The following is a 26228-nucleotide window of genomic DNA, read 5'->3' as shown; positions in this document are numbered from 1 at the left end:
ATGTGGGCTTTAGTTGAACAGATTTTTCCATACGCAATTGTTTTTACAATCCCTCTTCTAATAACAGCACTTGGAGGACTATTCAGTGAACGAAGTGGTGTTGTTAACATTGGCTTAGATGGCCTTATGATCTTTGGAGCTTTTGCTGGTGCTCTAACGATCTATTATCTTCAAGATACAATGTCAAACCATAATTTAGTTCTTTGGATCGGTTTATTAGTTGCTGCGATTGTGGGAATCCTCTTTTCTCTTTTACACGCATTTGCTAGCATTAACTTAAATGCCAACCAAATTATCAGTGGTACTGCTATCAATATGATTGCAGGTGCACTTACCGTATTTTTAGCAAGAAATATTACAGGTAGTGGGAATATTCGTATTACTAGTGGATTTACACCAACAGATATTCCGGGGCTATCCTCGATTCCTGTTATTGGAGATTTATTTTTTACGAAAACCTATCCAACTACTTGGTTTATCTTACTTGTTTTATTAATAAGCTCGTTCGTATTATATAAAACAAAGACAGGGCTTCGTTTACGTTCATGTGGTGAATTTCCACAGGCAGCAGAAGCAGCTGGTGTAAATGTTAGAAAAATTCGTTATCTAGGTGTTATACTATCAGGTGCTTTTTCAGGCTTAGGAGGGGCGCTTATCATTGTGACGTATGCAGGGGAGTTTACTGGAACAGTTTCAGGTTTAGGCTTCTTGGCACTTGCATCTTTAATCTTTGGACAATGGAAACCGCTTGGGATTCTTGGAGCAACTTTATTCTTTGGTTTTGCAAGTACAGTTGCGAACGTTTCACAAGTTATCCCAGAGCTTGCAGTTGTCCCACCAATCATATTAAAGATTTTCCCATATGTGGTAACTTTAATTGCATTAGTTATCTTTTCTAAATCTTCTCAAGCACCTAAAGCAGCGGGAGAACCATTTGATTCTGGGAAACGATAAGATTATACTTTTAAAGGAATGGCAGAAGTGTCATTCCTTTTTTAAATTGAAATGGGAGGACAATAATGAGCAAAAAAGAATCGTTTTGGGGGCTATTATGCCTCTTCTTAGTGCTGTTGGCCTATATCATTCCTTATGTTTTTTTAACAGATGTGACCGCTTGGTACGGCAGTTTTCTATTGTGGATTGTTTTGGCATTAGTCATTATTATTATAAATTACATTCTGACAAGGAACTGGAGGTGAGGATTGATGAGTGCTACTTATGTTTGGTGGGGAATTGCCATTTATATTGTGATGTCAATCTTTATCGCCTATTTATCAAGAAGTGAAAAGCAAGTAAATATGGAGGGCTACTTTTTAGGTAACCGAAAAATGAACGGTTTTGTGTCCGCCTTAAGTTATAGTGCAACGACTTATAGTGCTTTTATGATGGTTGGATTAGCTGGTTTAACTTATCGTGGTGGTGTAGGGGCATTAGGTTTTGAAATTGTTTATTTTATGGGGGTTACTCTAGTTGCCTTTTTTGGACCGCGTTTTTGGATTGTCGGAAAGAAATTTGGCTATGTGACACCGTCTGAGATGTTAGGGGATCGTTACGATGATAAAAGGGTTGCAGCTATAATTTCGATTTCAAGCTGTATTTTTCTAATTCCGTATAGCGCCGTTCAATTAGCGGGTGTGGGCTATCTATTACAAGGGATTACAAATGGGGAGATAAGCTTTACTACTGGAGCAATTTTAGCAACAATTTTAGCACTAATTTTTACATATATTTCAGGAATTCGCTCTGTGATGTGGACGGATTCCCTTCAAGCTCTTGTGATGATTGTTTCCTCGACCCTAGTAGTTATCTTATTAGTAAATGCACTAGGTGGTTTTGGTAGCTTTTTTAACGAATTGCGGACAAGTCATCCAGATTCATTAACAGTACCGGGAAATGGGTACTTTAGTTTCCCTACCTTTTTATCTTTAACTATTCCATGGATATTCTTTAGTCTTTCTAATCCTCAGGTGAGTCAACGTTTATATATGCCTTCATCTTTAGGAAGTTTACGGAAAATGTTATTAGGTTTCCTCGTATTCGGCTTTATTTATACAATTGTGTCGGTAATGTGGGGATATTCGGCGATTTTATTATTCCCAGGACTTGAGAATCCGGATGTAGCAACGCCTAATCTTCTGTCTTCCGATCATGTTCCAGTCGTTCTGGGGGTAATTGTCATGGTAGCAATTATGGCAGCAGCTATTTCCACGATTGATTCAATATTATTAACCCTTTCTTCTCTTTTTGCGAGAGATGTATATGGCATGTCCTCTAAAGCGAAGGATGAAAGACAACAATTAAAGGTAGGAAAAATCATTATTCCTATCATCGCAATTCTCGCTTATGGATTCGCAGAATTACAATTAGATTTAATTGCCGTTCTTTCTGTGGCATCGTCGGCAGGCTTAATCGTAGTCGTTCCTGCAATTATCGGAGCCTTCTTTTGGAAAAGAGGCACCGCAATAGGAGTTATGTCTAGTGTTACGATAAGTGGATTAGTTGTGATATTGCTTGAAGCTATAAAGTATAAGCCGTTAGGCTATGGCTCAGGTGTATGGGGACTGCTGCTTTCTATTGTGATATTTGTAGGAGTGAGTCTTGCAACTAGACCGCCTGAAAAGAAAGCGAATGAATTTTTGTCATATTTAAAAAGTGAACTTTCAAAAAATCAATGATAGATTAGCAAACCAGTTTGTACTGGTTTGTTTTTCTTTATTATGAAAAATTTAGGAGGCGAAACTTGAATTTATTACTAATTTGAGGTTATAGTGATTCTAAGATTAAAAATTAGTTTTGGTTAAAATATAGCCATATAGTGTTTTGCTATGACCAAAAAGGAGGCTATGTATAAGATGTTTTTATTGGATGAAAATGAGCATAAATTAAACGGCTTCACGCTCCATACGGTTAAAACAGATAAATTCAAAACGAATACAATTGTATTTAGAATGAAAGCTCCGCTGGAAGAGGAATATGTCACACAAAGAGCATTACTTCCATATGTATTGCAAAGTGAAACACCTAGCTACCCCTCAACAACGAGTTTACGCTCCTATTTAGATGAATTATATGGTGCTGTATTATATGTGGACCTAGCGAAAAAAGGGGAACACCATATTATTACTTTTTTCGTGGAAATAGCTAATGAAATATTTTTAAAAGACCAAACCCCATTGCTGGACAAAGCAATCACCCTGTTGCAGGAAATTGTTCTATCTCCTGTAACAGAAAATGGCGCTTTTAAAAGTACAGTCGTGGAAAAAGAAAAACGAAGCCTTAAACAACGAATTCAAGCTGTTTATGATGATAAAATGAGATATTCGAATTTGCGTTTAGTTGAAGAAATGTGTCAGGATGAACCCTATCACCTTCATGTAAACGGTAGAATTGAAGACCTAGACAGCATTTCAGCAAAGTCTCTTTACACATATTATCAAAAAGCATTGGCTGAAGATGAGATTGACTTATATATTATCGGAAACATTGAACCTGAAAAGGTAAAAGAAGTGGTCTCATCAACATTTACGTTTTCGGAGCGTAGCACACGTCCACAAATTGAATCGAAAACCAAGCAGGTTGAAAAAGTTAATGAAGTAATCGAAAACCAAGATGTAAAACAAGGTAAGCTCAATATTGGCTATCGGACAAATACAACTTATAGTGACCCTGACTATGATGCTCTTCAAGTGTTTAACGGGATTTATGGTGGTTTTTCACACTCAAAATTATTTATAAATGTCCGAGAAAAAGAAAGCCTTGCATACTATGCAGCATCAAGGGTGGAAAGTCATAAGGGTCTTCTGATGGTGATGTCCGGAATTGATGTAAATAATTATGACCGAGCAGTAACCATAATCAAAGAACAAATGAAGGCAATGATTGATGGAGATTTTACAGAGGATATCCTAGCTCAAACAAAAGCTGTCATTCGAAATCAGTTACTTGAAACAATTGATACATCCCGTGGTATCGCTGAAGTTTTATATCATAATGTTATTTCACAGAAGTCAAGAAAGCTTGAGGATTGGATAGCTGGAATTGAAGCAGTCACAAAGGAGGAAGTAGTCAATGTTGCCAAAAAAGTTGAACTTGATACCATCTACTTCCTTACTGGATTGGAGGGGCGGTCATAATGGATAAAATCACATTTGATCAACTCCAAGAGGTACTTTTTCACGAGAAGCTTGAAAATGGTCTTAACGTTTACATTCTTCCGAAAAAAGGATTTAATAAAACATATGCAACCTTCACGACTAATTATGGTTCAGTTGATAACCAATTTGTACCATTAGGGAAAAGTGAATTAACGGCAGTACCTGATGGGATTGCACATTTTTTAGAGCACAAGTTATTTGAAAAAGAAGATGGAGATGTGTTTCAGGACTTTAGTAAACAGGGTGCTTCTGCGAATGCTTTCACATCATTTACAAGAACAGCCTATCTTTTTTCGAGTACATCTAATGTTGAACTAAATCTAGAAACATTAATTGACTTTGTCCAAAGTCCTTATTTTACAGAAAAAACAGTTGAAAAAGAAAAAGGAATCATTGGTCAAGAAATTACAATGTACGATGATAATCCTGACTGGAGACTTTATTTCGGTGTAATTGAGAATATGTACAAAAATCATCCGGTCCGAATTGATATTGCTGGAACAATTGATTCCATCGCCAAAATTACAAAAGATATGCTCTACGAATGCTATGAAACCTTTTATCATCCGAGTAATATGGTTCTATTTGTTGTTGGTCCGATTGACCCGGAAAAAATAATGGCGCAAATCAAATCTAATCAATCCAAAAAAGATTATCAGGACCAATCTGAAATTAAACGCCATTTCGAGGACGAACCAATCGAAGTAAACGAAAAGAAGAAAGTACTAGAAATGAACGTTCAATCTTCAAAGTGTATGGTTGGTGTGAAGGCCCTAAATCCTTCACGTAAAGGTGATGAATTACTTAAACAGGAATTATCGATGACGATTCTCTTGGATTGGCTTTTTGGAAAAAGTTCCAAGCATTATCAGGCATTGTATGATGAAGGCTTAATTGATGATACTTTCTCGTTTGATTACACGGAAGAACAAGGATTTGGTTTTGCGATTGTGGGTGGAGATACCTCGAATCCCGATGAATTATCAGCAAAATTACGAAATATTATGCTCTCAAGTAAAAAACAAGGGATCACTTCAGAAGAATTGGACCGTGTTAAAAAGAAAAAGATTGGAGCATTTTTACGCTCTTTAAACTCGCCAGATTATATTGCAAACCAGTTTACAAGATATGCATTTAATGATATGAATTTATTTGACGTCGTTCCTATAATGGAAAGTATAACTGTTGATGATATTACGAAAACTGGAAATGAAATTTTCGATGAAATTAGAATGACGGAGTGTCAGGTAATACCTAAAAAGTAGTAAATGTTTAAGCATCCTTTACCAAAAGGATGCTTTTTTAAGGGGAAATGAATATGAAGAAATACGCATTAATTACAGGTGCTAGTGGAGGAATCGGAAGTGCTATTGCAAAAGAAGTTGCCAGTCTAGGTTATTCGTTATACCTTCATTACAACGAAAATGAAAAGGCAGTAAAAAGTTTAGCGGAAGCCTTAAATAGTAAAGGTGTAGAATCATATCTTGTAAAGGCTGATTTAAGTCAAAAAAACGGTGTAGAATCTGTGGTTACTCAAATCCAGCACCCAATTGACTCCATTGTTCATAATTCCGGAAAAAGCGTGTACGGACTAATGACTGATTTTAATCAAGAGACGGTCGATCAAATGGTGCAGCTTCATGTAAGTACACCTTATATGTTAACCCAAGCCCTTCTTCCTGCTATGATAACGAAAAAAAGTGGAAATATCATTGTTATTTCATCAATTTGGGGACTAACAGGGGCATCTTGTGAAGTGCTTTATTCCATGGTAAAGGGAGGTCAAATCTCGTTTGTAAAAGCATTAGCGAAGGAAGTTGCATTAAGTGGAATACGAGTGAATGCGGTGGCACCTGGTGCGATTAATACACACATGCTACAGGAGTTCACTGAAGATGATTTACAAGGTATTAGTGAAGAGATACCAATGGGAAGAATAGGTGAACCAATTGAGGTAGCGAATACGGTTGGATTTTTACTCTCCGACAAAGCTTCTTATATAACCGGACAAGTTTTGTCTGTAAATGGTGGTTGGCATTGTTAGTTTTTATAATGAGTGCAAGTGTGAAAACGTGACATAAATTTCAATGAATAATTTATCTTACAATCGACAAACTAACATTGTATTAACCTTATAAGGAGGGTCACTTATGTCAGTACTAGACAATTTTGAAGAGTGGAAAGATTTTTTAGGTGATCGCTTGCAGCATGCTAAATCTGAAGGAATGGATCAACAAGTTATCAGTAATATGGCTCAACAATTAGGTGATTACCTAGCTAATGAAGTAGAGCCAAAAAATGCTCAAGAAAAAGTATTACGGGACCTCTGGACCGTTGCTTCTGAAGAAGAGCAACAAGCGATTGCAAATGTAATGATTAAACTTGTCCAATAGGTTTGGTAGTAGGTTGAATGTAGAGAGGATTTTCCTCTCTTTTTTATTTAAGTAAATTTTATTCAATTTTTTTATGCCCCTCTATAAAATATGAACTGATTAGTTTATAATAAAAATGATGCAATATTTCATAGTTGGAAATTTTAACCACCGATTGTATGAGGGGCTGGGACACTTGGAGAAAAAAGAGTGGTATTTGGAATATGAAATAGCAAAAAATCGCCCAGGACTCCTAGGGGATATTTCTTCCTTACTAGGAATGCTTTCGATAAATATTGTTACAATAAATGGTGTAGACGATCGCAGAAGGGGCATGCTTTTATTAAGCGATAGCAATGAGCAAATCGAGAGACTTGAATCAATACTACATACAATGGATACGATAACCGTTACAAAGCTTAGGGAACCGAAGCTTCGTGATAAGCTTGCTGTTCGACATGGACGATATATTCAACGCGACGCTGATGATAAAAAAACATTTCGTTTTACGCGTGATGAATTGGGGCTGCTTGTTGATTTCATGGCAGAGCTGATTAAGCAAGAGGGGCATAAGTTAATTGGAATTCGGGGTATGCCGAGGGTAGGTAAGACCGAATCAGTTGTTGCTGCTAGTGTTTGTGCGCATAAAAAGTGGTTGTTTGTGTCATCTACATTATTGAAACAAACGATGCGAAATGAACTAATTCAGGATGAATATAATGCTGATAATCTTTTTATTATCGATGGCATTGTTTCAACAAGAAGGGCAACCGAGAGGCATCTACAGCTTGTTAGGGAAATTATGAGACTGCCCGCTGTTAAATTAGTCGAGCATCCGGATATATTTGTACGTCATACAGAATATACGTTGAATGACTTTGACTATATTATTGAACTTCGAAATAATCCTGAAGAGGAAATTACATACGATATAGAAGACCAACAGTTTTCTAGTTCTGATTTTTCCGGTTTTAATTTTTGAATTTATTAATGGATTAATCCTTTACTGAAAAAGAGAAAAATGCTAGTATTATGAACGCAAATAGGCCAATAGGTATCCCGGAATTGGTAGGTGAAAAAAATGTCTGAATTAGGATCTCGGCTTAAAGAAGCAAGAGAGCAAAAAGATTTAAGCCTCGATGATTTACAGCAAATTACAAAAATCCAAAAAAGGTATTTGGTGGGGATTGAAGAAGGAAACTATAATGTTATGCCAGGTAAATTTTATGTCCGTGCATTCATTAAGCAATATGCCGAGGCTGTGGGACTTAACCCTGATGAATTATTTGAGGAGTACAAGTCAGAAATTCCTGGTACATATAATGATGAAATTCCTGAACAAATATCAAGAGTGCAATCAAGAAGACAAATTTCTGCGACAAATTCGAAAATTGTTGATAAAGTACCAATCATCATATTGGCTCTTTTTCTTCTTGGTGGTGCAATGACAATCTACTGGTTTGTATCTAAAAAGGATGTTGCTGAGGAACCGGAAACACAACTAGAGAGTCAGGAAACGGAATACGACGAATCAAATGAACCACCTCCTGTTCAAGATCAACAAAAAGAAAAGCCTAAAGAAGGGGAGCAAGTAGCCGGTGAAACGGATAATACCCCTTCAGAAGAAGAAGAAGAGGAACCAGTGGAAGAAACTCCTGCTCAGGAGCTTGTAGAGGTTGAAAAAAAATCCAGTACTGCAACCTTTGAGTTGAAAAATGCAGATTCATTTAAGGTAAAAGTAACGGCGGCAGATGCTGGTCAATCTTGGGTCACACTTCAAAATCCCCAAAACGAAAGATTTATTTATGAAACCATTGCGAATGGTGCAACAAAAGAGGTTGATTTAACAAATCAAACTGAAGTGATTTTAACAGTTGGAAGGTCGTCTGATCTTCAAGTCGAAATCAATGGAGAGCCTTTTACGTACCCATTTGATACTGGCCAAATTGTTCGTCAAATTATTACGATAAAGTATACTCCAGGAACTGAAGAGTAATAAAAAGTCATCATTATGATGGCTTTTTGTTTCGTATAAGTGGTATTATCACTATTATAAGAATTTTAGTAAATGTTGGAGGTATAAGATTGTGAATTTACCAAATAAGATTACGGTAGCAAGAATTTGCTTAATTCCACTTTTTTTAATTGTCATGTTTGTTCCGTTTGGATGGGGTGATGTTGCGATTGGTTCAATGTCTATTCCAGTTGCCCATTTAGTAGGAGCAATTATTTTTATTGTTGCTTCTAGTACCGATTGGATTGACGGTCATTTGGCAAGAAAGCATAACTTAGTAACGAACCTTGGAAAGTTTTTAGACCCTCTTGCTGATAAGCTACTTGTATCAGCTGCATTAGTTAGTTTAGTTCAGTTTGGACTAGCACCAGCCTGGATGGTTGTTATTATTATAAGTAGGGAATTTGCTGTAACTGGCTTACGTTTATTACTAGCCGAAGGAGGAGAGGTTTCTGCAGCAAAAATGCTCGGGAAAATTAAAATGTGGGCTCAAGTAGTAGCTGTTTCTGCATTATTATTACATAACTGGCCGTTTGAATATCTTTCTATCCCATTTGATATGATTGCCCTCTGGGTAGCAGTTATATTTACAATTGTGTCTGGTTGGGATTATTTTGCGAAAAACAAAGGTGTCTTTGCAAACTCTAAATAGGATGGTGTGATTCTTCAATGAATGCTGAAATAATTGCCGTAGGTTCTGAGCTTCTCTTAGGTCAAATCGCAAATACTAATGCGCAGTTTCTTTCCAAACAGCTTGCTGAGCTTGGAATCAATGTGTATTACCATACAGTTGTTGGTGATAATTCTAACCGTTTAGAGGATGCAATAAAAATCTCTCAATCTCGTTCGGATTTAATCATTTTTACTGGTGGTTTGGGGCCAACAAAGGATGATTTAACAAAAGAAACAATTGCAAGGGTAGTAGGTAAACAGCTTGTATTTGATGAAGCTGCCTTACGGAGTATTGAAGATTACTTTAAGAAAACTAATCGCCATATGACCGAGAATAATAAAAAACAAGCACTCGTACTTGAGGGTTCTGAAATCCTTCCAAATGACCATGGGATGGCTCCTGGAATGGGATTTGAAGTTGATAAGATTACATATATGCTCTTTCCAGGACCACCAAAAGAGCTGAATCCGATGTTTCTATCATACGGTGCACCATTTTTATTAAAATCACTTGGTGTTGTAGAACGAATTGAATCAAGGGTGCTGCGTTTCTTCGGGATTGGAGAATCACAACTTGAAACAGAGATTGAGGATTTAATTGACAATCAAACAAACCCTACAATAGCCCCATTAGCTGGCGATGGTGAAGTTACACTTAGACTTACAGCAAAACATAACTCGCTTGATGTAGCAAATCAACTACTAGATTGTACTGAGGCTGAAATAGTAAAAAGAGTAGGTCAATTCTTATATGGGTATGACTCGACTTCGCTCGTTAATGAACTCATGAATAAGCTTAAAACTTCAAAGCTTACAATTGCGAGTGCAGAAAGCTTAACCGGCGGCTTATTTGCTGAGGAGCTTACCAATCTAGCGGGTTCGTCAGCAGTTGTGAAGGGTGGAATCGTCTGCTATACAAACGAAGTGAAAGAACATGTGCTTCATGTTAAGAAAGAAACCCTAGATACAGATGGGGCTGTTAGCAGTTCTACAGCAGAACAGCTTGCGGAGAACGTAAAGAAACTTTTAAAAACTGATATAGGAATTAGTTTTACAGGTGTAGCGGGTCCAAGTGAGTCGGAAGGAAAGCCAGTGGGGACAGTGTATATTGGAATTTCTTATTTAGATCAACCGACTAAGGTTTTTCCGTTGCAATTAGCGGGATCCCGTCAAGGTATTCGAGCTAGAACAGTCAAATATGGTTTTTATTATTTACTACAATTATTAAATGAACAGAGAAACTGATTTTTACTTCAAAAAGACGATCATGTTGGTCGTCTTTTTTGCTAATTTAAAAGGGTGTGATATACTTCAGTTCAATTATTAGAAATCAAATGAAATATCATTTACAATAATCATATTGTTTGAAACGGAGGAATGCATGATGTTAAATGACAAGCAGTCTAAATCTGAAGCATCTTCAACAGATGGAAAAGATGTTAATGGGGCATTGAAAGTACTGAATGGCATCAAGAAATTAAAAAGCTTGGACTTTGACAGTTCCTCAGGATTCGTCTGTGATATTAATACTGGGATTTGTGGTCCGGTAAATCAAGAGAAAGAGGGAAAACAATGAAAATAACAATTTGGTCAGATTTTGTATGTCCATTCTGTTTTATCGGGGAGTCCCATTTAGATAAAGCATTAGAAAATTTTTCACATGCAAAAGAAGTTGAAATCGAATATAAAAGCTTTTTACTTATGCCAGATGCGCAATATGTTCCTGGTCAAAATTATGCTGAAACCTTTTCTAGTATGAAGGGCGTTCCATTAGAACAGGCCGAAGCAATGCTTAAACAAGTGACAGACATGGCTAAAAATTCTGGTGTTGAGATCAACTACGATAAAGCTAAACTTACAAGCACATATGATGCACATCGCGTTTTTCAATATGCAAAGGAGCAGGGAAAAGGAAATGAATTTTTCAATCGTTTCTATGCTGCCCATTTTACTGAAGGTGAAGTCTTAAACGACACAGATACAGTTGTTCGCTTGGCTGAAGAGGTAGGTCTTGATGGGGCGCAAGTACGCAAAGTCATGGAAAGTAAAGAACACACTGATCAGGTGACGAATGACATCTCTGAAGCACGTTCGGTTGGTGTACAAGGGGTACCTTTCTTTGTAATTGATAACAAGTATGCTGTTTCAGGTGCTCAACCAGTTGAAGTGTTTAATCAAGTTCTGGATAAGGTATGGGAAGAAGAACATTTAAAATAAATAAAACGAATAAGTTGGAAAATATTTATAAAATGACGTAAGTGTGTCTGCTTACGTCATTTTTTATCATCTCTTTACTATTTTTGAAGAGCTGAAATGCAAATTTGGTGGTCTCTATCTCTTTGAAAATATGATTTTGGACTATCAAAAATTGGATTTAAGGGAAAAAACTATTAATAAAAATAAGCGAATAAATGTTCGACTTTTTGCTTGGCAAATCGAACAAAACATTGTATAGTAATAATAGTTTCACGAATAAAGGAGGAAATATAGTGAGTGATCGTCAAGCGGCCTTAGAAATGGCATTGAAGCAGATAGAGAAACAGTTTGGTAAGGGCTCAATCATGAAGCTTGGAGAACAAACTGATCGTAGAATTTCCACTATATCAAGTGGTTCACTAGCAGTAGACGTAGCATTAGGTGTTGGAGGATATCCAAGAGGACGGATAATTGAAATATATGGACCAGAAAGCTCTGGTAAAACAACTGTAGCACTTCATGCAATTGCTGAAGTACAAAAAACTGGTGGACAAGCAGCGTTTATTGATGCGGAACATGCGCTTGATCCAGCATATGCACAAAAATTAGGTGTAAACATTGATGAACTATTATTATCGCAGCCTGACACTGGTGAACAAGCATTAGAAATAGCTGAAGCATTAGTACGTAGTGGGGCAGTCGATATTTTAGTAGTTGACTCTGTTGCAGCCCTTGTTCCAAAAGCAGAAATTGAAGGTGAAATGGGAGATTCCCATATGGGTCTACAAGCCCGCTTAATGTCACAAGCATTACGTAAGCTTTCAGGTGCAATTAATAAATCAAATACAATTGCAATTTTCATTAACCAGGTCCGTGAAAAAATTGGGGTTATGTTTGGAAACCCAGAAACAACTCCAGGTGGACGTGCGCTTAAATTCTATTCTTCTGTAAGACTAGAGGTTCGGCGTGCGGAACAATTAAAACAAGGCAATGAACTTGTTGGTAATAGAACAAAAGTGAAGGTTGTTAAAAATAAAGTAGCACCACCATTTAAAACAGCTGAAGTAGACATTATGTACGGAGAAGGAATTTCAATTGAGGGCGAAATCATTGATATCGGTTCGGAACTTGATATCGTCCAAAAGAGTGGCTCTTGGTATTCTTATAATGAAGAAAGAGTTGGTCAGGGTCGCGAAAATGCAAAACAATTCTTAAAAGAAAACCCTGATGTTCGTAATGAAATCCTTCAGCAAATTAGAAATCATTATGGGCTTGACGGTGTTAAAGTAGCACCAGCTGATGAGGAACAGGAAGAGTTTGATTTACAAGACTAATCATCAAAGTCGAGGCACAGCTAATGTGTCTCTTCTTTATTTTCCCCATTAACTTACTTTTTTCAACACGATAGAAAAACCTCATTTCCTTCCAAAACCCTTTATAAACACATGATTAATCAATAAAATTTCCATTTTCATGTAATACTATTTCTGACAGGCCTTGACAATAAAAATTCACAGATTTACAATTAAAATGTATATTTTACATTTTGTTAGAATTAAAACGTTAGAAGCAAAACTCGGTTTGAGCTTTTGCTATTCAGACCCGGAGTAGTCTGAGCTGCTTTCGGTCGTAACCTAAGAATCTGATTAGCTTAAAAAGCCTTTGTGCTGTATATTATCTAACTTTATCAACAGGCTTTTAAACCCTGCTGATAAAGCTAAGCCTCCGGCGGATGCCACAGATTTTCAATGGAAGTTTTTCGAGCCTGCTCGAAAAAATCTGGGCGCAAATTCGCCAAGGCGCATTTGATTATGTACATGCCGACATTTTGATCTAGCAAGAAAAAGTTTATAGCAAGAGGAGGTGAAGAAGATGGATCCCATTTCTATAATCATCTCCGCTTTGGTTGGCCTGATCGTCGGTGCGATTGTTGGCTTTTATGTTCGTAAGTCTATTGCCGAAACTAAAATTGCTGGTGCAAAAAGTGTTGCCGAACAAATTATTGAAGATGCGAATAGAGAAGCAGATTCATTAAAGAAGGAAGCACTGTTAGAGGCAAAGGATGAAATTCACAAACTTCGTACAGAGGCAGAAAAGGAAATCCGTGATCGAAGAAACGAACTACAAAAACAAGAAAATCGTTTATTGCAGAAAGAAGAGAACCTTGATCGTAAGGATGAAACATTAGATAAACGTGAATCCATACTAGAAAAGAAAGAGGATTCTCTCGCTCAAAGACAACAGCATATTGAAGAGATGGAAAGCAAAGTGGAAGAGATGGTACACAAGCAACAAGCCGAACTTGAGCGTATCTCTAGCTTAACACGTGAAGAAGCAAAGCAAATCATCCTTGAACGTATTGAAAACGAGCTTTCCCATGATATAGCTATGATGGTTAAAGAAGCAGAAAATCGTGCAAAGGAAGAATCTGATAAAAAAGCAAAAGAAGTACTTTCTCTTGCTATTCAAAGATGTGCCGCTGATCATGTTGCAGAAACTACAGTATCTGTAGTTAACTTGCCTAATGATGAGATGAAGGGACGTATTATCGGAAGAGAAGGACGAAATATCCGTACACTTGAAACATTAACGGGTATTGACCTTATCATCGATGATACACCAGAGGCAGTTATTTTATCTGGCTTTGACCCAATTCGACGTGAAACAGCGAGAATCGCACTTGAAAAACTTGTTCAAGACGGACGTATTCACCCTGCACGTATTGAAGAAATGGTAGACAAATCAAGACGTGAGGTAGACGAATATATTCGTGAAGTGGGTGAACAAACAACCTTTGAGGTTGGTGTTCATGGTCTCCATCCGGATTTAATTAAGATTTTAGGTCGCTTGAAGTATCGTACAAGCTATGGCCAAAATGTCTTAAAACACTCAATGGAAGTATCGTTCTTAGCAGGCTTAATGGCTGCTGAGTTAGGTGAAGATGAAACATTGGCTCGACGTGCTGGACTACTACATGATATTGGTAAAGCGATTGACCATGAAGTGGAAGGTAGTCACGTTGAAATCGGTGTAGAACTCGCCACGAAATATAAAGAGCATCCAGTTGTAATTAATAGTATTGCTTCCCACCATGGTGATACAGAACCAACATCAATTATAGCTGTATTGGTTGCAGCAGCCGATGCTTTATCTGCAGCAAGACCAGGTGCACGAAGTGAGACACTTGAAAACTATATCCGCCGTTTAGAAAAGCTTGAGGAAATTTCAGAGTCGTATGAAGGCGTTGAAAAATCCTTTGCAATTCAAGCAGGACGTGAAGTTAGAATTATCGTAAAACCTGATGCAATTGATGACTTAAATGCACATCGATTAGCTCGTGACATCCGTAAACGAATCGAAGAAGAGTTGGATTATCCGGGTCATATCAAGGTTACTGTAATTCGTGAAACAAGAGCAGTTGAATACGCAAAATAAAAGTGGTCGATTTTTGACCACTTTTTTTGTTTTACTTAACATGTACTTGTTGAATTTTTTCATAAATATCACGCGGGACGTTGAGATTTTTTTATTTTTGTGCTTCACTTTATAGTGAAAGGGGCTTTTACATGAAGATTTTATTTATTGGTGATGTCGTTGGCTCACCAGGAAGAGATATGATTCGCGAATATCTCCCGAAACTTAAGGCAAAATTCCATCCAGCACTAACGATTATTAATGGAGAAAATGCAGCGTCTGGTAGGGGAATAACAAAGAAAATATATAATCAATTTTTAGAGAATGGTGCCCAAGCCATTACATTAGGGAATCATACATGGGACAATAAAGATATTTTTGAGTTTATTGATACAGCTAAAAACATGGTACGACCTGCGAACTTCCCTGAAGGAACACCCGGTCAGGGGATCATGTATAGTAAGGCAAATGGACAGGAAGTTGCGATTATTAATTTGCAAGGACGCACATTTCTTCCCGCTATTGATGATCCATTTAAAAAGTGCGATGAGTTGATTGAGGAAGCACATAAGAGAACCTCCATTATTTTTGTAGACTTTCATGCGGAAGCTACAAGTGAAAAAATCGCTATGGGCTGGTACCTTGATGGACGGGTAACAGCAGTTGTTGGCACACACACACATGTTCAAACCGCTGATAACCGTGTATTGCCAAAAGGTACTGCATTTATAACAGATGTTGGAATGACAGGCCCGTATGATGGAATACTAGGGATGGATAAAGAAGCAGTGATTCATAAATTTAAAACGGCTTTACCTGTTCGTTTTGAGGTTGTTGAAGGAAGAACTCAATTAAATGGAGTACTTATTGATGTAGACCCTAAAAGTGGGACTGCAAAAGGTATTCAACGACTTCTTATTAATGATGATCATCCATTCTTTGATTAGTAATTTCTGACCAAGGTATCATTGAGATACCTTGGTTTTTTCTTGTTTTTACTAAGTTTTTGAATTTTTAGAAAAAGATTAGAAACAAGCAGGAATACTGGTAGTTTCTAGTGAATATAGTAGTTATGGGATCATTATTCGTTATTCAATTCAGACTCGGGTAATCCCTGGTTGAATAAAGATAGCCTCTGGAAGGGTTTGCGATTATTTTAAAATTTAAGAGAGTATATAAAACTAAATCGCAAATTTAGCGGTGGTGATTCATTTGTATGGTTCTACCTGTCACTCATGGAACATTGTAAAGAACAAGGAGGAAAGTAGAAATGGAAATATTAAAAGTTTCAGCAAAATCTAATCCTAACTCTGTAGCAGGGGCACTTGCGGGTGTTTTACGTGAGAGAGGAGCTGCAGAAATCCAAGCGATTGGTGCTGGTGCATTGAATCAGGCAGTGAAAGCAGTAGCGATAGCTAGAGGATTTGTAGCCCCGAGTGGAGTGGACCTAATTTGTATTCCAGCGTTTACTGATATTCTAATTGATGGTGAAGAAAGAACCGCTATAAAATTAATCATTGAACCACGATAATACTATGTACTTTTATATAAAGTGGTTAAGTAGTGGATAAGTGGCCTGTTTGTCGAATGTGACAGACAGGTATTTTTGTGTAAAATAAAAGGAAAAGGAGCTGGTTTGTGTGAAAATTTTCGATGCCCATTCTGATGTTTTATATAAAATGTGGATGGACCCTACTATTGATTTTGCAAATTCATCAAAATTACATATTAACTATGATCGATTAAAAGCATCTGGCAGCAAGGTGCAAAGTTTTGCGATCTATATCCCAGAAGAAGTAAAACCAGAAAGTCGATTTGAAGTGGCATTAGAGATGGTAGAAATTTTTTATAATAAAGTAGTTGCGCCTTCTCCGTTATTAAAGGTGGTAAGGACAAAAGAAGATATTTTAGCTTTAAAAGAGGATGAAATAGGTGCTTTTTTAACTTTGGAAGGCTGCGATGCAATTGATCAGAGTATCGTAAAGTTACAGACATTAATAAGGCTAGGAGTATCCTCTGTTGGATTAACATGGAATTATGCCAATTTTGTCGCAGATGGCGTGGGTGAACCACGTGGAGCGGGGTTATCAAGCTTTGGTATAGAGGTTGTAAAAGAGCACAATAAGGCGTCGATATGGACAGATGTATCACATCTATCGATTAAAGGATTTTGGGATGTCATGGAAGTTGCAGATTATCCGATTGCATCTCATTCAAATGCCATGGCAATTTGCAATCACCGTCGTAATTTACTGGATGAACAGATTCTAGCATTAATTAAAAAGAACGGTATGATTGGAGTTACGTTTGTCCCCCAATTTTTAAGCAATCGAGAAACAGCAACTATTGACGATGTAATCAAGCATCTTGATTATATTTGTTCATTAGGCGGAGAAAATCATGTTGGATTTGGGTCTGATTTTGATGGAATAACAGAGACAACTATTGGACTTGAAAACTTTTCAGGATATGAAGGACTTGTAAATAAATTACTTAAATATTACTCTGAAATCCAAGTGAAAAAATTTTTGTATCAAAATTTTGTAGCGAATTTACCAGTATAAAATAATCATTTTATATCGGTTTAATATGAAATTGATTGAAAAATAAAAAAATATGCATTTTTCACCATAATTTACTTGCTAAGGGTTGCTTTTTTTCGTTGATAGGTCTAGAATTGAAAGCGTTTAGTACATATCCAACAGTATAGATTTGGATAGCATTTTACACTTCGTAATTGGAATTTTTTTCTAATTCGTTGTAAGAAATGTTCCATTTTCATTCAATAGAATTTACATAATACATTCAATACAACTCAGTTGGAAGGTGCTATGCTTAATAATTAATAAAAAACTTATATATAACGTATTCCAAAGGGGTGTAAGTCATGATCAATCAACTTTCGTGGAAAGTTGGCGGACAACAAGGGGAAGGAATTGAGAGTACGGGGGAAATCTTTTCCATCGCTCTGAATCGTTTAGGTTACTATTTATACGGTTATCGCCACTTTTCATCACGTATTAAAGGTGGACATACAAATAACAAAATTCGTGTGAGTACAACTCAAGTTCGTGCTATATCTGATGATCTTGATATTTTAGTAGCTTTTGACCAAGAAACTATTGATTTTAATTTTCATGAGTTACGCGATGGTGGGGTAGTATTGGCAGATGCTAAATTCGGCCCATCCATTCCTGAAAATACTAATGTTCATCTGTATTCTGTTCCTTTTACTGAAATTGCGACTGATCTTGGCACGTCCCTAATGAAAAATATGGTCGCAATTGGAGCTACTAGCTCATTATTAGATCTTGATTTAAATGTGTACCTAAATGTGGTTGATGAAATCTTTGGACGTAAGGGACAGCAAGTTGTAGAGAAAAATATGGAAGCAATTAAAGCCGGTGCAGAATTCCTAAATGATCTACTTAGTGAAGATGTAATAATGAAGTTAGAAAAAGCAGACGGCAAGCAACGCATGTTCATGATTGGAAATGATGCTATCGCTCTGGGTGCTCTAGCGGGTGGAGCAAGATTTATGCCTGCATATCCAATTACACCAGCCTCTGAAATCATGGAATACTTAATTAGCAAGTTACCTGAGTTTGGTGGAACAGTTATCCAAACAGAAGATGAAATTGCTGCATGTACAATGGCGATTGGTTCTAACTACGCAGGTGTTCGTGCATTTACTGCTTCTGCTGGACCAGGATTATCGTTAATGATGGAATCAATCGGGTTATCAGGTATTACTGAAACTCCGCTTGTTATTATTGATACACAACGTGGAGGTCCAAGTACGGGTCTTCCAACTAAGCAAGAGCAATCTGACTTAATGGCAATGATCTATGGTACACATGGTGAAATACCTAAGATTGTTATGGCTCCAAGTACTGTTCAGGAAGCATTCTATGACATTATTGAAGCATTTAACCTAGCAGAAGAATATCAGTGTCCGGTTATTTTCCTAACAGATTTACAACTTTCATTAGGTAAGCAAACTGTTGAACCACTTGATTATTCAAAAATAGAAATCAGACGTGGTAATCTACTTCTTGATGACGAATTACCAGAATTAGAGAATAAAGAATACTTCAAACGCTATGAAGTTACCGAGAGTGGAATTTCACCACGTGTAGTACCTGGTGTAAAGAATGGAATCCACCATGTAACTGGTGTTGAACATAACGAACAAGGTAAGCCATCTGAGGCTGCAAGCAACCGTAAGGATCAAATGGAAAAACGACTTAAAAAGACTAAAAACATCCGTTTCAATACACCTGTTCATAAAAACGGTAAACATGAAGAGGCGGACCTATTAGTTGTAGGTTTTAACTCAACTCGTGGTGCGATTGAAGAAGCGATGACTCGTCTTGAAAATGATGGTATTAAAGTGAATCATGCTCAAGTTCGTTTAATCCATCCTTTCCCAACTGAAGAAATTTTGCCGTTAATTCAATCAGCTAAGAAAGTATTAGTGGTTGAAAATAATGCTACTGGTCAGCTCGCAAACATTATGAAGATGAATGTAGGACATGCAGACAAGATTACTAACTTCTTAAAGTATGACGGTAATCCATTCCTACCTCATGAAGTTCACACAAAATGTAAGGAGTTGTTCTAATATGGCAACATTTAAAGATTTTCGGAATAATGTAAAACCTAACTGGTGTCCAGGTTGTGGAGACTTCTCCGTACAAGCAGCGATTCAACGTGCTTCTGCAAATGTTGGACTTGAGCCTGAACAGCTAGCTGTGATTTCAGGGATAGGATGTTCTGGACGTATTTCTGGATATATCAATGCTTATGGATTACACGGGATTCATGGACGGTCTTTACCAATTGCTCAAGGCGTAAAAATGGCAAACCGTGATTTAACTGTTATAGCTTCTGGTGGTGACGGTGACGGATATGCAATTGGGATGAGCCATACAATCCATGCAATTCGTCGTAATATAGACATCACATACATTGTTATGGATAACCAAATCTATGGTCTAACAAAAGGTCAAACTTCTCCAAGAAGTGAAATGGGCTTTAAAACAAAGAGTACTCCAAAAGGCTCCATTGAGTCTGCACTTTCTGTCATGGAAATGGCATTAACAGCTGGTGCTACTTTTGTTGCACAAAGCTTCTCAACGGACCTTAAAGATTTAACAGCACTAATCGAGGCTGGAATCAAGCACAAAGGTTTTTCTTTAATCAATGTATTTAGCCCATGTGTAACTTATAATAAAGTCAATACTTATGACTGGTTTAAAGAAAACCTAACAAAATTAGGTGATGTTGAGGGATATGACCCTTCAGACCGATCAGTAGCTATGCAAACGTTAATGAAGCATAACAGTCTTGTTACTGGGCTTATCTATCAAAATACAGAAAAGCCTTCCTATCAAGAACTTGTTCACGGATATGGTGAAGCGCCGCTTGTACATGCAGACTTGAATTTAGATGAAGAAAAGTTTAATAAACTAGTTTCAGAATTTATGTAATATAAACCAAACCCTACTAAGAACTAATCTCTTAGTAGGGTTTTTAATATAGTTTCAGTCAAAATCGGACTTATGACTACACTAGTCTTTCACAATTCTTTATATCTTTACTCGTTAATTGTTGAATGATAAAATAGGCATGTGTATCTGTTAGTAGAATAAATTACTTAAAGCTGCTAAAATTGTACATTTTTCTACATTTATACGGTTTTATTGTATTAATACTTGTTAAACCTTATACTAGTAAAATGGAATTTTATTTTTTGAAAATGTAGTTTTTCGATAAAGAAAGGAGATACAACATGAACGAAAAACAACGTCTTGAAAGTACTCAAGTAAAACCTGCGGACAAAAAATCCGAAAAGGATTACAGCAAGTATTTTCAATCCGTTTACCAACCACCTTCATTAAAAGATGCGAAGAAGCGTGGTAAAGAGCAAGTAAATTACTTAAAAGAATTTTCGATTCCTGAGGATATGAAGGATGCAGGAAAAGGAAAACGCTTTTTAATCCGTACGTATGGTTGTCAAATGAATGAACATGATACGGAAATAATGGCTGGTATTTTTATGGAAATGGGCTATGAGCCAACTGAAAATACGAAGGATGCCGACATCATATTACTAAATACATGTGCGATCCGTGAAAACGCTGAAAACAAAGTATTTGGTGAAATCGGTCATTTAAAACCTTTAAAACTTGAAAATCCTAATCTTTTAATTGGTGTTTGTGGATGTATGTCCCAAGAGGAATCAGTTGTGAATAAAATCCTTGAAAAACATCAATTCGTTGATATGATTTTCGGTACTCATAATATTCATCGCCTTCCTTATATTGTTAAAGAAGCAATGTTCAGCAAAGAGATGGTTGTTGAGGTTTGGTCTAAGGAAGGGGACATTATTGAAAACCTTCCAAAAGTACGTAAAGGAAATATCAAGGGTTGGGTAAACATTATGTACGGATGTGATAAATTCTGTACGTACTGTATCGTTCCATATACTCGTGGTAAGGAACGTAGCCGTCGCCCAGAAGATATCATTGAAGAAGTACGTCACTTAGCAAGACAAGGCTATCAAGAGATTACCTTACTTGGCCAAAACGTAAATGCGTATGGTAAAGATTTTGAAGATATTAAATATGGTTTAGGAGACTTAATGGACGAGTTACGTAAGATAGATATCCCACGTATTCGTTTCACAACAAGTCACCCACGTGATTTCGATGATCATTTAATTTCAGTGCTCGCTAAAGGTGGAAATCTTATGGAGCACATTCATCTTCCAGTTCAATCTGGGAGTTCACAAGTATTAAAATTAATGTCACGTAAATACACAAGAGAAACATATTTAGAGCTAGTTCGCAAAATGAAAGAACAAATTCCGAATGCTTCATTTACAACTGATATTATTGTTGGTTTCCCAAATGAAACGGATGAACAATTCGAAGAGACACTTTCCTTATATAGAGAAGTAGAATTCGATTCAGCCTATACCTTCATATATTCACCACGTGAAGGAACTCCAGCTGCCAAAATGGAAGATAATATTCCAATGGAAGTTAAAAAGGAAAGACTTCAACGTCTAAACGCACTTGTTAATGAAATTTCTGCACAGAAAAACCTTGCATACAAAGGGCAAACTGTAGAAGTTCTTGTTGAAGGTGAAAGCAAAAACAATCCAGAAGTACTTGCTGGATACACAAGTAAAAATAAATTGGTTAACTTCAAAGGTCCAAAGTCTGCAATTGGTAAGATTGTAAAAGTGAAAATTATCCAAGCGAAGACCTGGACTCTAGATGGAGAAATGATCGAAGAAGCGGTAGAGGTGAACTAAAATGGCACAATTTACAAAAGAACAAATCGTTGAACGCGCAACAGAACTAGCAAAAATGATTGCAGAAACACAAGAAGTTGACTTTTTTAAGCGTGCAGAAGCACAAATAAACCAGAACAAAAAAGTTCAAGAAATTATTGAAACCATTAAAAGCTTACAAAAACAAGCTGTCAATTTTCAGCATTATGGAAAGTCTGAGGCATTAAAGCAAGTTGAAGATAAGATTGATAATCTTCAAGCAGAACTAGACAGCATTCCGGTTGTAGAAGAATTTAAGAATTCACAACTTGAAGTGAATGATCTTTTACAGCTTGTGGCACATACCATTTCTAACAATGTAACAAATGAGATTATTACATCTACTGGTGGAGATTTGTTAGCGGGAGAAACTGGTTCAAAAGTGAATAACAATAGCGGCTGTGGCTGCCACTAAATAATCTAAGACAAAAGCGTTAAGCTTTTGTCTTTTTTTATTTGTAGAGCATGTCTCTCATTAGGTTTTATTTTTTGCTTGTACGGCTTTTAAAAAAAGGTACATAAATGGGCGAACCCGCATACAATGAACTATACGGTAATCGTAAGGTGAAGTATAAAGAGAACGACAATGCATTTTTTTAGTACTTACTTTGATTTTTTATTCAACTTTTTTCGGTGTACTCATCAGAAAAGCATCGAAGGAATTGCAAAAAGTTTTTAAAAAGAAATCAGTCTTTAGCACACTAGTCAAATGTCCCGCATAGGATGAATTGAAGATTGATTGAGGAGGGTTTGTTCGAATGTCTGAATACAGAGAGATTATCACTAAAGCTGTTGTAGGTAAAGGACGCAAGTTTTCACAGTCTACTTTTACCATTTCTCCACCTCACCACCCATCAAGCATTTTGGGATGCTGGATCATTAACCACAAGTATGAAGCAAAGAAGGAAGGCAACAAAATAGTAGTATATGGAAAATTTGATGTCAACGTGTGGTATTCTTATGGCAACAATACAAAAACTGAGGTTGTTACTGAAACACTTTCATACACAGACTACATCAAGCTAAAGTATAGAGACGAGAATTTCCTAGATGATGACTGTGACGTGATTGTTGATGTGTTACAACAGCCAAACTGCCTAGAGTGTACGATATCTCCAAACGGCAACAAAATTCTCGTTGAGGTTGAAAGAGAATTACTTGCAGAGATTATTGGAGAAACAAAGGTTTGCGTACATGTGAATCCAGATGGATGCTATCATGATGATAAGGATTGGGATGTAGACGACGAAGAATTCGAGGATTTAAATCCTGACTTCTTAGTTGGCGATTTAGAAGAATAATTGGAAACTAGGAGGCATGACTTCCTAGTTTTTTTTCATTTAATGGAAGACAAGTCCTGCCCTTTCCTTTTTTAAGTTATGTTATAATATTGGAAGAATTAAAGTGTTGGGGGATTTTTAAATGGCAGAGTATACGCCGATGATAAAGCAATATTTAACGATTAAGGCAGATTATCAGGATGCCTTTTTATTTTTTAGACTAGGTGATTTTTACGAAATGTTCTTTGATGATGCCATTAATGCATCACAAATTTTAGAAATAACGTTAACGGCTAGAGATGGTGGTGTCGAAGAAAAAATCCCGATGTGCGGGGTTCCTTATCACTCAGCTGCAGGATATATTGAACAATTAGTGAATCAAGGATATAAAGTTGCGATTTGTGAGCAAACTGAAGATCCAAAACAGGCAAAAGGTGTCGTAAAACGAGAAGTCATCCAATTAATTACACCTGGAACTGTGATGGATGGTAAAAACCTACTAGATAAAGAAAATAATTTTCTAGCAACTGTTTCAAGCTTTTCAGACGATTCTTTCGGATTTGCATTAACTGACTTAACAACAGGTGAAAACTGGGTCTCATTATTGTCTACTCAGTTTGAAGAGGTTATCGGAGAAATTTATGCGAATGGTGTAAAAGAGGTTGTTGTTTCAACTGAGTTTGACGATAAATATAAAAAAGCAATGATAGAACGGTGCCAGGTGACGATTTCGTATGAAGATAATTGCACCGTTGCTGAACATTTACAACAGCTTACCGAGGGGCTTGAGGACGAGAAATTGATCCTTACCTTTGGAAGATTATTAAATTATTTAATAAAAACGCAAAAGCGTTCACTAGATCACCTTCAACAGGTACGTATTTTTTATACGAATCAATTCATGAAAATTGATCTATATTCAAAACGTAATCTTGAACTTACTGAAACGATTCGTAATAAAGGGAAAAAGGGTTCATTACTTTGGCTTCTAGACCAAACAGTTACTGCAATGGGAGGGCGTCTGTTAAAACACTGGATTGACAGACCGTTATTAAATAAACATGAAATTGAAGCCCGGCTTAACATGGTTCAAACCTTTATTGATAACTATTTTGAAAGATTAGAATTAAGGGATCTATTGAAGGAAGTATATGACCTTGAACGACTGGCGGGACGTGTAGCTTACGGAAATGTAAATGCAAGAGACCTTTTACAACTCAAAAAGTCACTTGAGCAGGCTCCTGGAATTTATCAACTTATAACACAGTTGAAACATCCATATGCGGACAATCTTAGTAAGCAAATGGACCTTTGTGAATCATTAACCGACCTTCTTAAACGTTCCATTAAGGAATCACCTCCGATGTCCATCAAAGAAGGAGACATTATTAAAGATGGCTACAATGCCGCTCTTGACCAATATCGAGATGCAAGTCGAAATGGTAAAACATGGATTGCGTCGTTAGAAAAACAGGAACGAGAGAAAACGGGAATAAAGTCTTTAAAGATTGGATATAACCGTGTCTTTGGATATTATATCGAAGTGACAAAGTCGAATTTACAGTACTTACCCGAGGGTCTGTATGAAAGAAAACAAACTCTAACTAATGCGGAACGTTTTATCACCCCTGAACTTAAAGAAAAAGAAACATTAATTCTTGAAGCAGAGGAAAAGATTGTCCAATTAGAATATGATCTTTTTGTTGATATTCGCGAACAAGTTAAGAGCTATATCCCAAGACTTCAGACTTTAGCAAAGGTCATTAGTGAGCTTGATGTGCTGCAATGCTTTGCAACGATTAGTGAAGAACGCCATTATTGTATGCCTCATTTTTCTGAGGACAAGCTCTATATTAAAGATGGCCGTCATCCGGTTGTTGAAAAAGTAATGCAGGCACAGGAATATGTTCCAAATGATTGTGTGCTGGAGCAAGGACGGTCATTGCTTCTTATTACGGGACCAAATATGTCTGGTAAGAGTACGTATATGAGACAGATTGCACTTACCTCAATCTTGGCACAAATTGGTTGTTTCGTTCCAGCAAGCGAGGCAATTTTACCGATATATGATCAAGTATTTACTCGTATTGGTGCCGCAGATGATTTAATCTCTGGACAAAGTACTTTTATGGTAGAAATGCTTGAAGCAAAAAATGCCATTGTCAACGCAACATCGAAAAGCTTATTATTATTTGATGAAATTGGACGTGGGACATCTACTTATGACGGAATGGCGCTTGCACAAGCTATTATTGAATATATTCACCAAAATATCGGAGCACACACATTGTTCTCTACGCATTATCATGAGCTCACCGATTTAGAAGTCGGGCTAGAAAATTTAGTAAATGTTCATGTAAGTGCGATAGAGGAAAATGATAATGTAGTCTTCCTTCATAAAATTAAAGAAGGGGCAGCAGATAAAAGCTATGGGATCCATGTAGCAAAACTTGCTGAGCTCCCTGAAAACTTAATTGAACGAGCAAAAGAAATATTAAATCATCTTGAGCAAGGTGAAAAAGAAATAGCTGTAACTAAGGAAGAATCAAAGGACCTTACAGACAATCTACAGCTTTCATTTTTTGGGGAAACGAAGACGTCTTATCAGAAAGAAGAAAAGCATGTGTCTTCTAAGGAAAAGGACGTCTTGAAATCTATCAAAGATATGGATATTTTAGGACTAACACCATTAGAGGCCATCAATAAGTTATACGAAATTCAAAAACAATTAAAAGGATAAAAAAGAAGATTCAATGAATTTTTGAACATCCATGATATAGAAAA

The 26228-nt window shown here is 36.7% G+C and carries 23 protein-coding genes; all 23 read left to right on the top strand.

All coding sequences use genetic code 11. From position 1 onward, the window contains the following. The 23 genes from CKJ95_RS20535 to mutS all read left to right on the top strand — a co-directional run bounded on the left by CKJ95_RS20535 (position 1) and on the right by mutS (position 26184). Positions 1-954 (top strand): ABC transporter permease, encoded by a 954-nt coding sequence (locus CKJ95_RS20535; protein ID WP_099355320.1) that lies wholly within the window; start codon positions 1-3, stop codon positions 952-954. Positions 955-1205: 251 nt separating this feature from the next. Then, positions 1206-2675 (top strand): sodium:solute symporter family protein, encoded by a 1470-nt coding sequence (locus CKJ95_RS20525; protein ID WP_099355318.1) that lies wholly within the window; start codon positions 1206-1208, stop codon positions 2673-2675. Between the two features lie 177 nt (positions 2676-2852). Continuing rightward, on the top strand, positions 2853-4133 hold the full coding sequence (yfmF, locus tag CKJ95_RS20520; RefSeq protein ID WP_099355317.1) for an EF-P 5-aminopentanol modification-associated protein YfmF: 1281 nt from the start codon (positions 2853-2855) through the stop codon (positions 4131-4133). Then, positions 4133-5419, top strand: coding sequence for an EF-P 5-aminopentanol modification-associated protein YfmH (gene yfmH, locus CKJ95_RS20515; protein ID WP_099355316.1), 1287 nt, complete (start codon positions 4133-4135; stop codon positions 5417-5419). Before yfmF ends, yfmH begins: the two co-directional genes overlap by 1 nt. Positions 5420-5472: 53 nt before the next feature. Continuing rightward, positions 5473-6198 (top strand): elongation factor P 5-aminopentanone reductase, encoded by a 726-nt coding sequence (ymfI, locus tag CKJ95_RS20510; RefSeq protein WP_099355315.1) that lies wholly within the window; start codon positions 5473-5475, stop codon positions 6196-6198. A gap of 106 nt (positions 6199-6304) precedes the next feature. Then, the gene (locus CKJ95_RS20505) at positions 6305-6547 is read left to right on the top strand and encodes a DUF3243 domain-containing protein (protein ID WP_099355314.1); all 243 of its coding nucleotides are present in this window, start codon (positions 6305-6307) and stop codon (positions 6545-6547) included. A gap of 175 nt (positions 6548-6722) precedes the next feature. Next, positions 6723-7508 (top strand): YmfK family protein, encoded by a 786-nt coding sequence (locus CKJ95_RS20500; protein ID WP_099355313.1) that lies wholly within the window; start codon positions 6723-6725, stop codon positions 7506-7508. 99 nt (positions 7509-7607) lie between these two features. Beyond that, positions 7608-8522: a RodZ domain-containing protein gene (locus CKJ95_RS20495; protein ID WP_099355312.1), complete on the top strand. Its 915-nt coding sequence runs from the start codon at positions 7608-7610 to the stop codon at positions 8520-8522. A gap of 91 nt (positions 8523-8613) precedes the next feature. After that, positions 8614-9192, top strand: coding sequence for a CDP-diacylglycerol--glycerol-3-phosphate 3-phosphatidyltransferase (pgsA, locus tag CKJ95_RS20490; protein ID WP_099355311.1), 579 nt, complete (start codon positions 8614-8616; stop codon positions 9190-9192). Positions 9193-9209: 17 nt separating this feature from the next. After that, positions 9210-10457 carry a competence/damage-inducible protein A gene (locus tag CKJ95_RS20485; RefSeq protein ID WP_099355310.1) on the top strand — a complete coding sequence of 416 codons (1248 nt, stop codon included), beginning with the start codon at positions 9210-9212 and terminating at the stop codon, positions 10455-10457. Between the two features lie 139 nt (positions 10458-10596). Then, positions 10597-10788, top strand: coding sequence for a hypothetical protein (locus CKJ95_RS20480; RefSeq protein ID WP_099355309.1), 192 nt, complete (start codon positions 10597-10599; stop codon positions 10786-10788). Further along, positions 10785-11429: a DsbA family oxidoreductase gene (locus tag CKJ95_RS20475; RefSeq protein ID WP_099355308.1), complete on the top strand. Its 645-nt coding sequence runs from the start codon at positions 10785-10787 to the stop codon at positions 11427-11429. Before CKJ95_RS20480 ends, CKJ95_RS20475 begins: the two co-directional genes overlap by 4 nt. Positions 11430-11701: 272 nt before the next feature. Beyond that, a complete protein-coding gene (gene recA / locus CKJ95_RS20470; protein ID WP_099355307.1) occupies positions 11702-12742 on the top strand; it encodes a recombinase RecA in 1041 nt (346 codons plus the stop codon). Between the two features lie 538 nt (positions 12743-13280). After that, positions 13281-14843, top strand: a complete 1563-nt coding sequence (gene rny / locus CKJ95_RS20465; RefSeq protein WP_099355306.1) for a ribonuclease Y — start codon at positions 13281-13283, stop codon at positions 14841-14843. Positions 14844-14974: 131 nt separating this feature from the next. Further along, positions 14975-15769: a TIGR00282 family metallophosphoesterase gene (locus tag CKJ95_RS20460; RefSeq protein ID WP_099355305.1), complete on the top strand. Its 795-nt coding sequence runs from the start codon at positions 14975-14977 to the stop codon at positions 15767-15769. Positions 15770-16092: 323 nt separating this feature from the next. Then, positions 16093-16353, top strand: a complete 261-nt coding sequence (gene spoVS / locus CKJ95_RS20455; protein WP_029281188.1) for a stage V sporulation protein SpoVS — start codon at positions 16093-16095, stop codon at positions 16351-16353. Between the two features lie 109 nt (positions 16354-16462). Further along, positions 16463-17386: a dipeptidase gene (locus CKJ95_RS20450; protein ID WP_099355304.1), complete on the top strand. Its 924-nt coding sequence runs from the start codon at positions 16463-16465 to the stop codon at positions 17384-17386. A 323-nt stretch (positions 17387-17709) separates the two neighbouring features. Beyond that, positions 17710-19446, top strand: coding sequence for a 2-oxoacid:acceptor oxidoreductase subunit alpha (locus tag CKJ95_RS20445; RefSeq protein ID WP_099355303.1), 1737 nt, complete (start codon positions 17710-17712; stop codon positions 19444-19446). A gap of 1 nt (position 19447) precedes the next feature. Then, positions 19448-20314 (top strand): 2-oxoacid:ferredoxin oxidoreductase subunit beta, encoded by an 867-nt coding sequence (locus CKJ95_RS20440; RefSeq protein ID WP_099355302.1) that lies wholly within the window; start codon positions 19448-19450, stop codon positions 20312-20314. A gap of 302 nt (positions 20315-20616) precedes the next feature. Beyond that, positions 20617-22146 (top strand): tRNA (N6-isopentenyl adenosine(37)-C2)-methylthiotransferase MiaB, encoded by a 1530-nt coding sequence (gene miaB, locus CKJ95_RS20435; protein ID WP_099355301.1) that lies wholly within the window; start codon positions 20617-20619, stop codon positions 22144-22146. A gap of 1 nt (position 22147) precedes the next feature. Further along, on the top strand, positions 22148-22579 hold the full coding sequence (locus CKJ95_RS20430; RefSeq protein WP_099355300.1) for a RicAFT regulatory complex protein RicA family protein: 432 nt from the start codon (positions 22148-22150) through the stop codon (positions 22577-22579). A 343-nt stretch (positions 22580-22922) separates the two neighbouring features. Then, complete coding sequence (locus CKJ95_RS20425) at positions 22923-23465, top strand: outer spore coat protein CotE (RefSeq protein ID WP_099355299.1); 543 nt, start codon at positions 22923-22925, stop codon at positions 23463-23465. A 121-nt stretch (positions 23466-23586) separates the two neighbouring features. After that, on the top strand, positions 23587-26184 hold the full coding sequence (mutS, locus tag CKJ95_RS20420) for a DNA mismatch repair protein MutS (protein WP_099355298.1): 2598 nt from the start codon (positions 23587-23589) through the stop codon (positions 26182-26184). Positions 26185-26228 lie beyond the last annotated feature (44 nt).

The organism is Fredinandcohnia onubensis (assembly GCF_002734285.1).
In the GTDB taxonomy this organism is placed as follows: Bacteria; Bacillota; Bacilli; order Bacillales; family Bacillaceae_L; genus Ferdinandcohnia; species Ferdinandcohnia onubensis_A.
The sequence above is the reverse complement of the archived record's forward strand: the minus strand, read 5'-3'. Positions and strand labels throughout refer to the sequence as shown.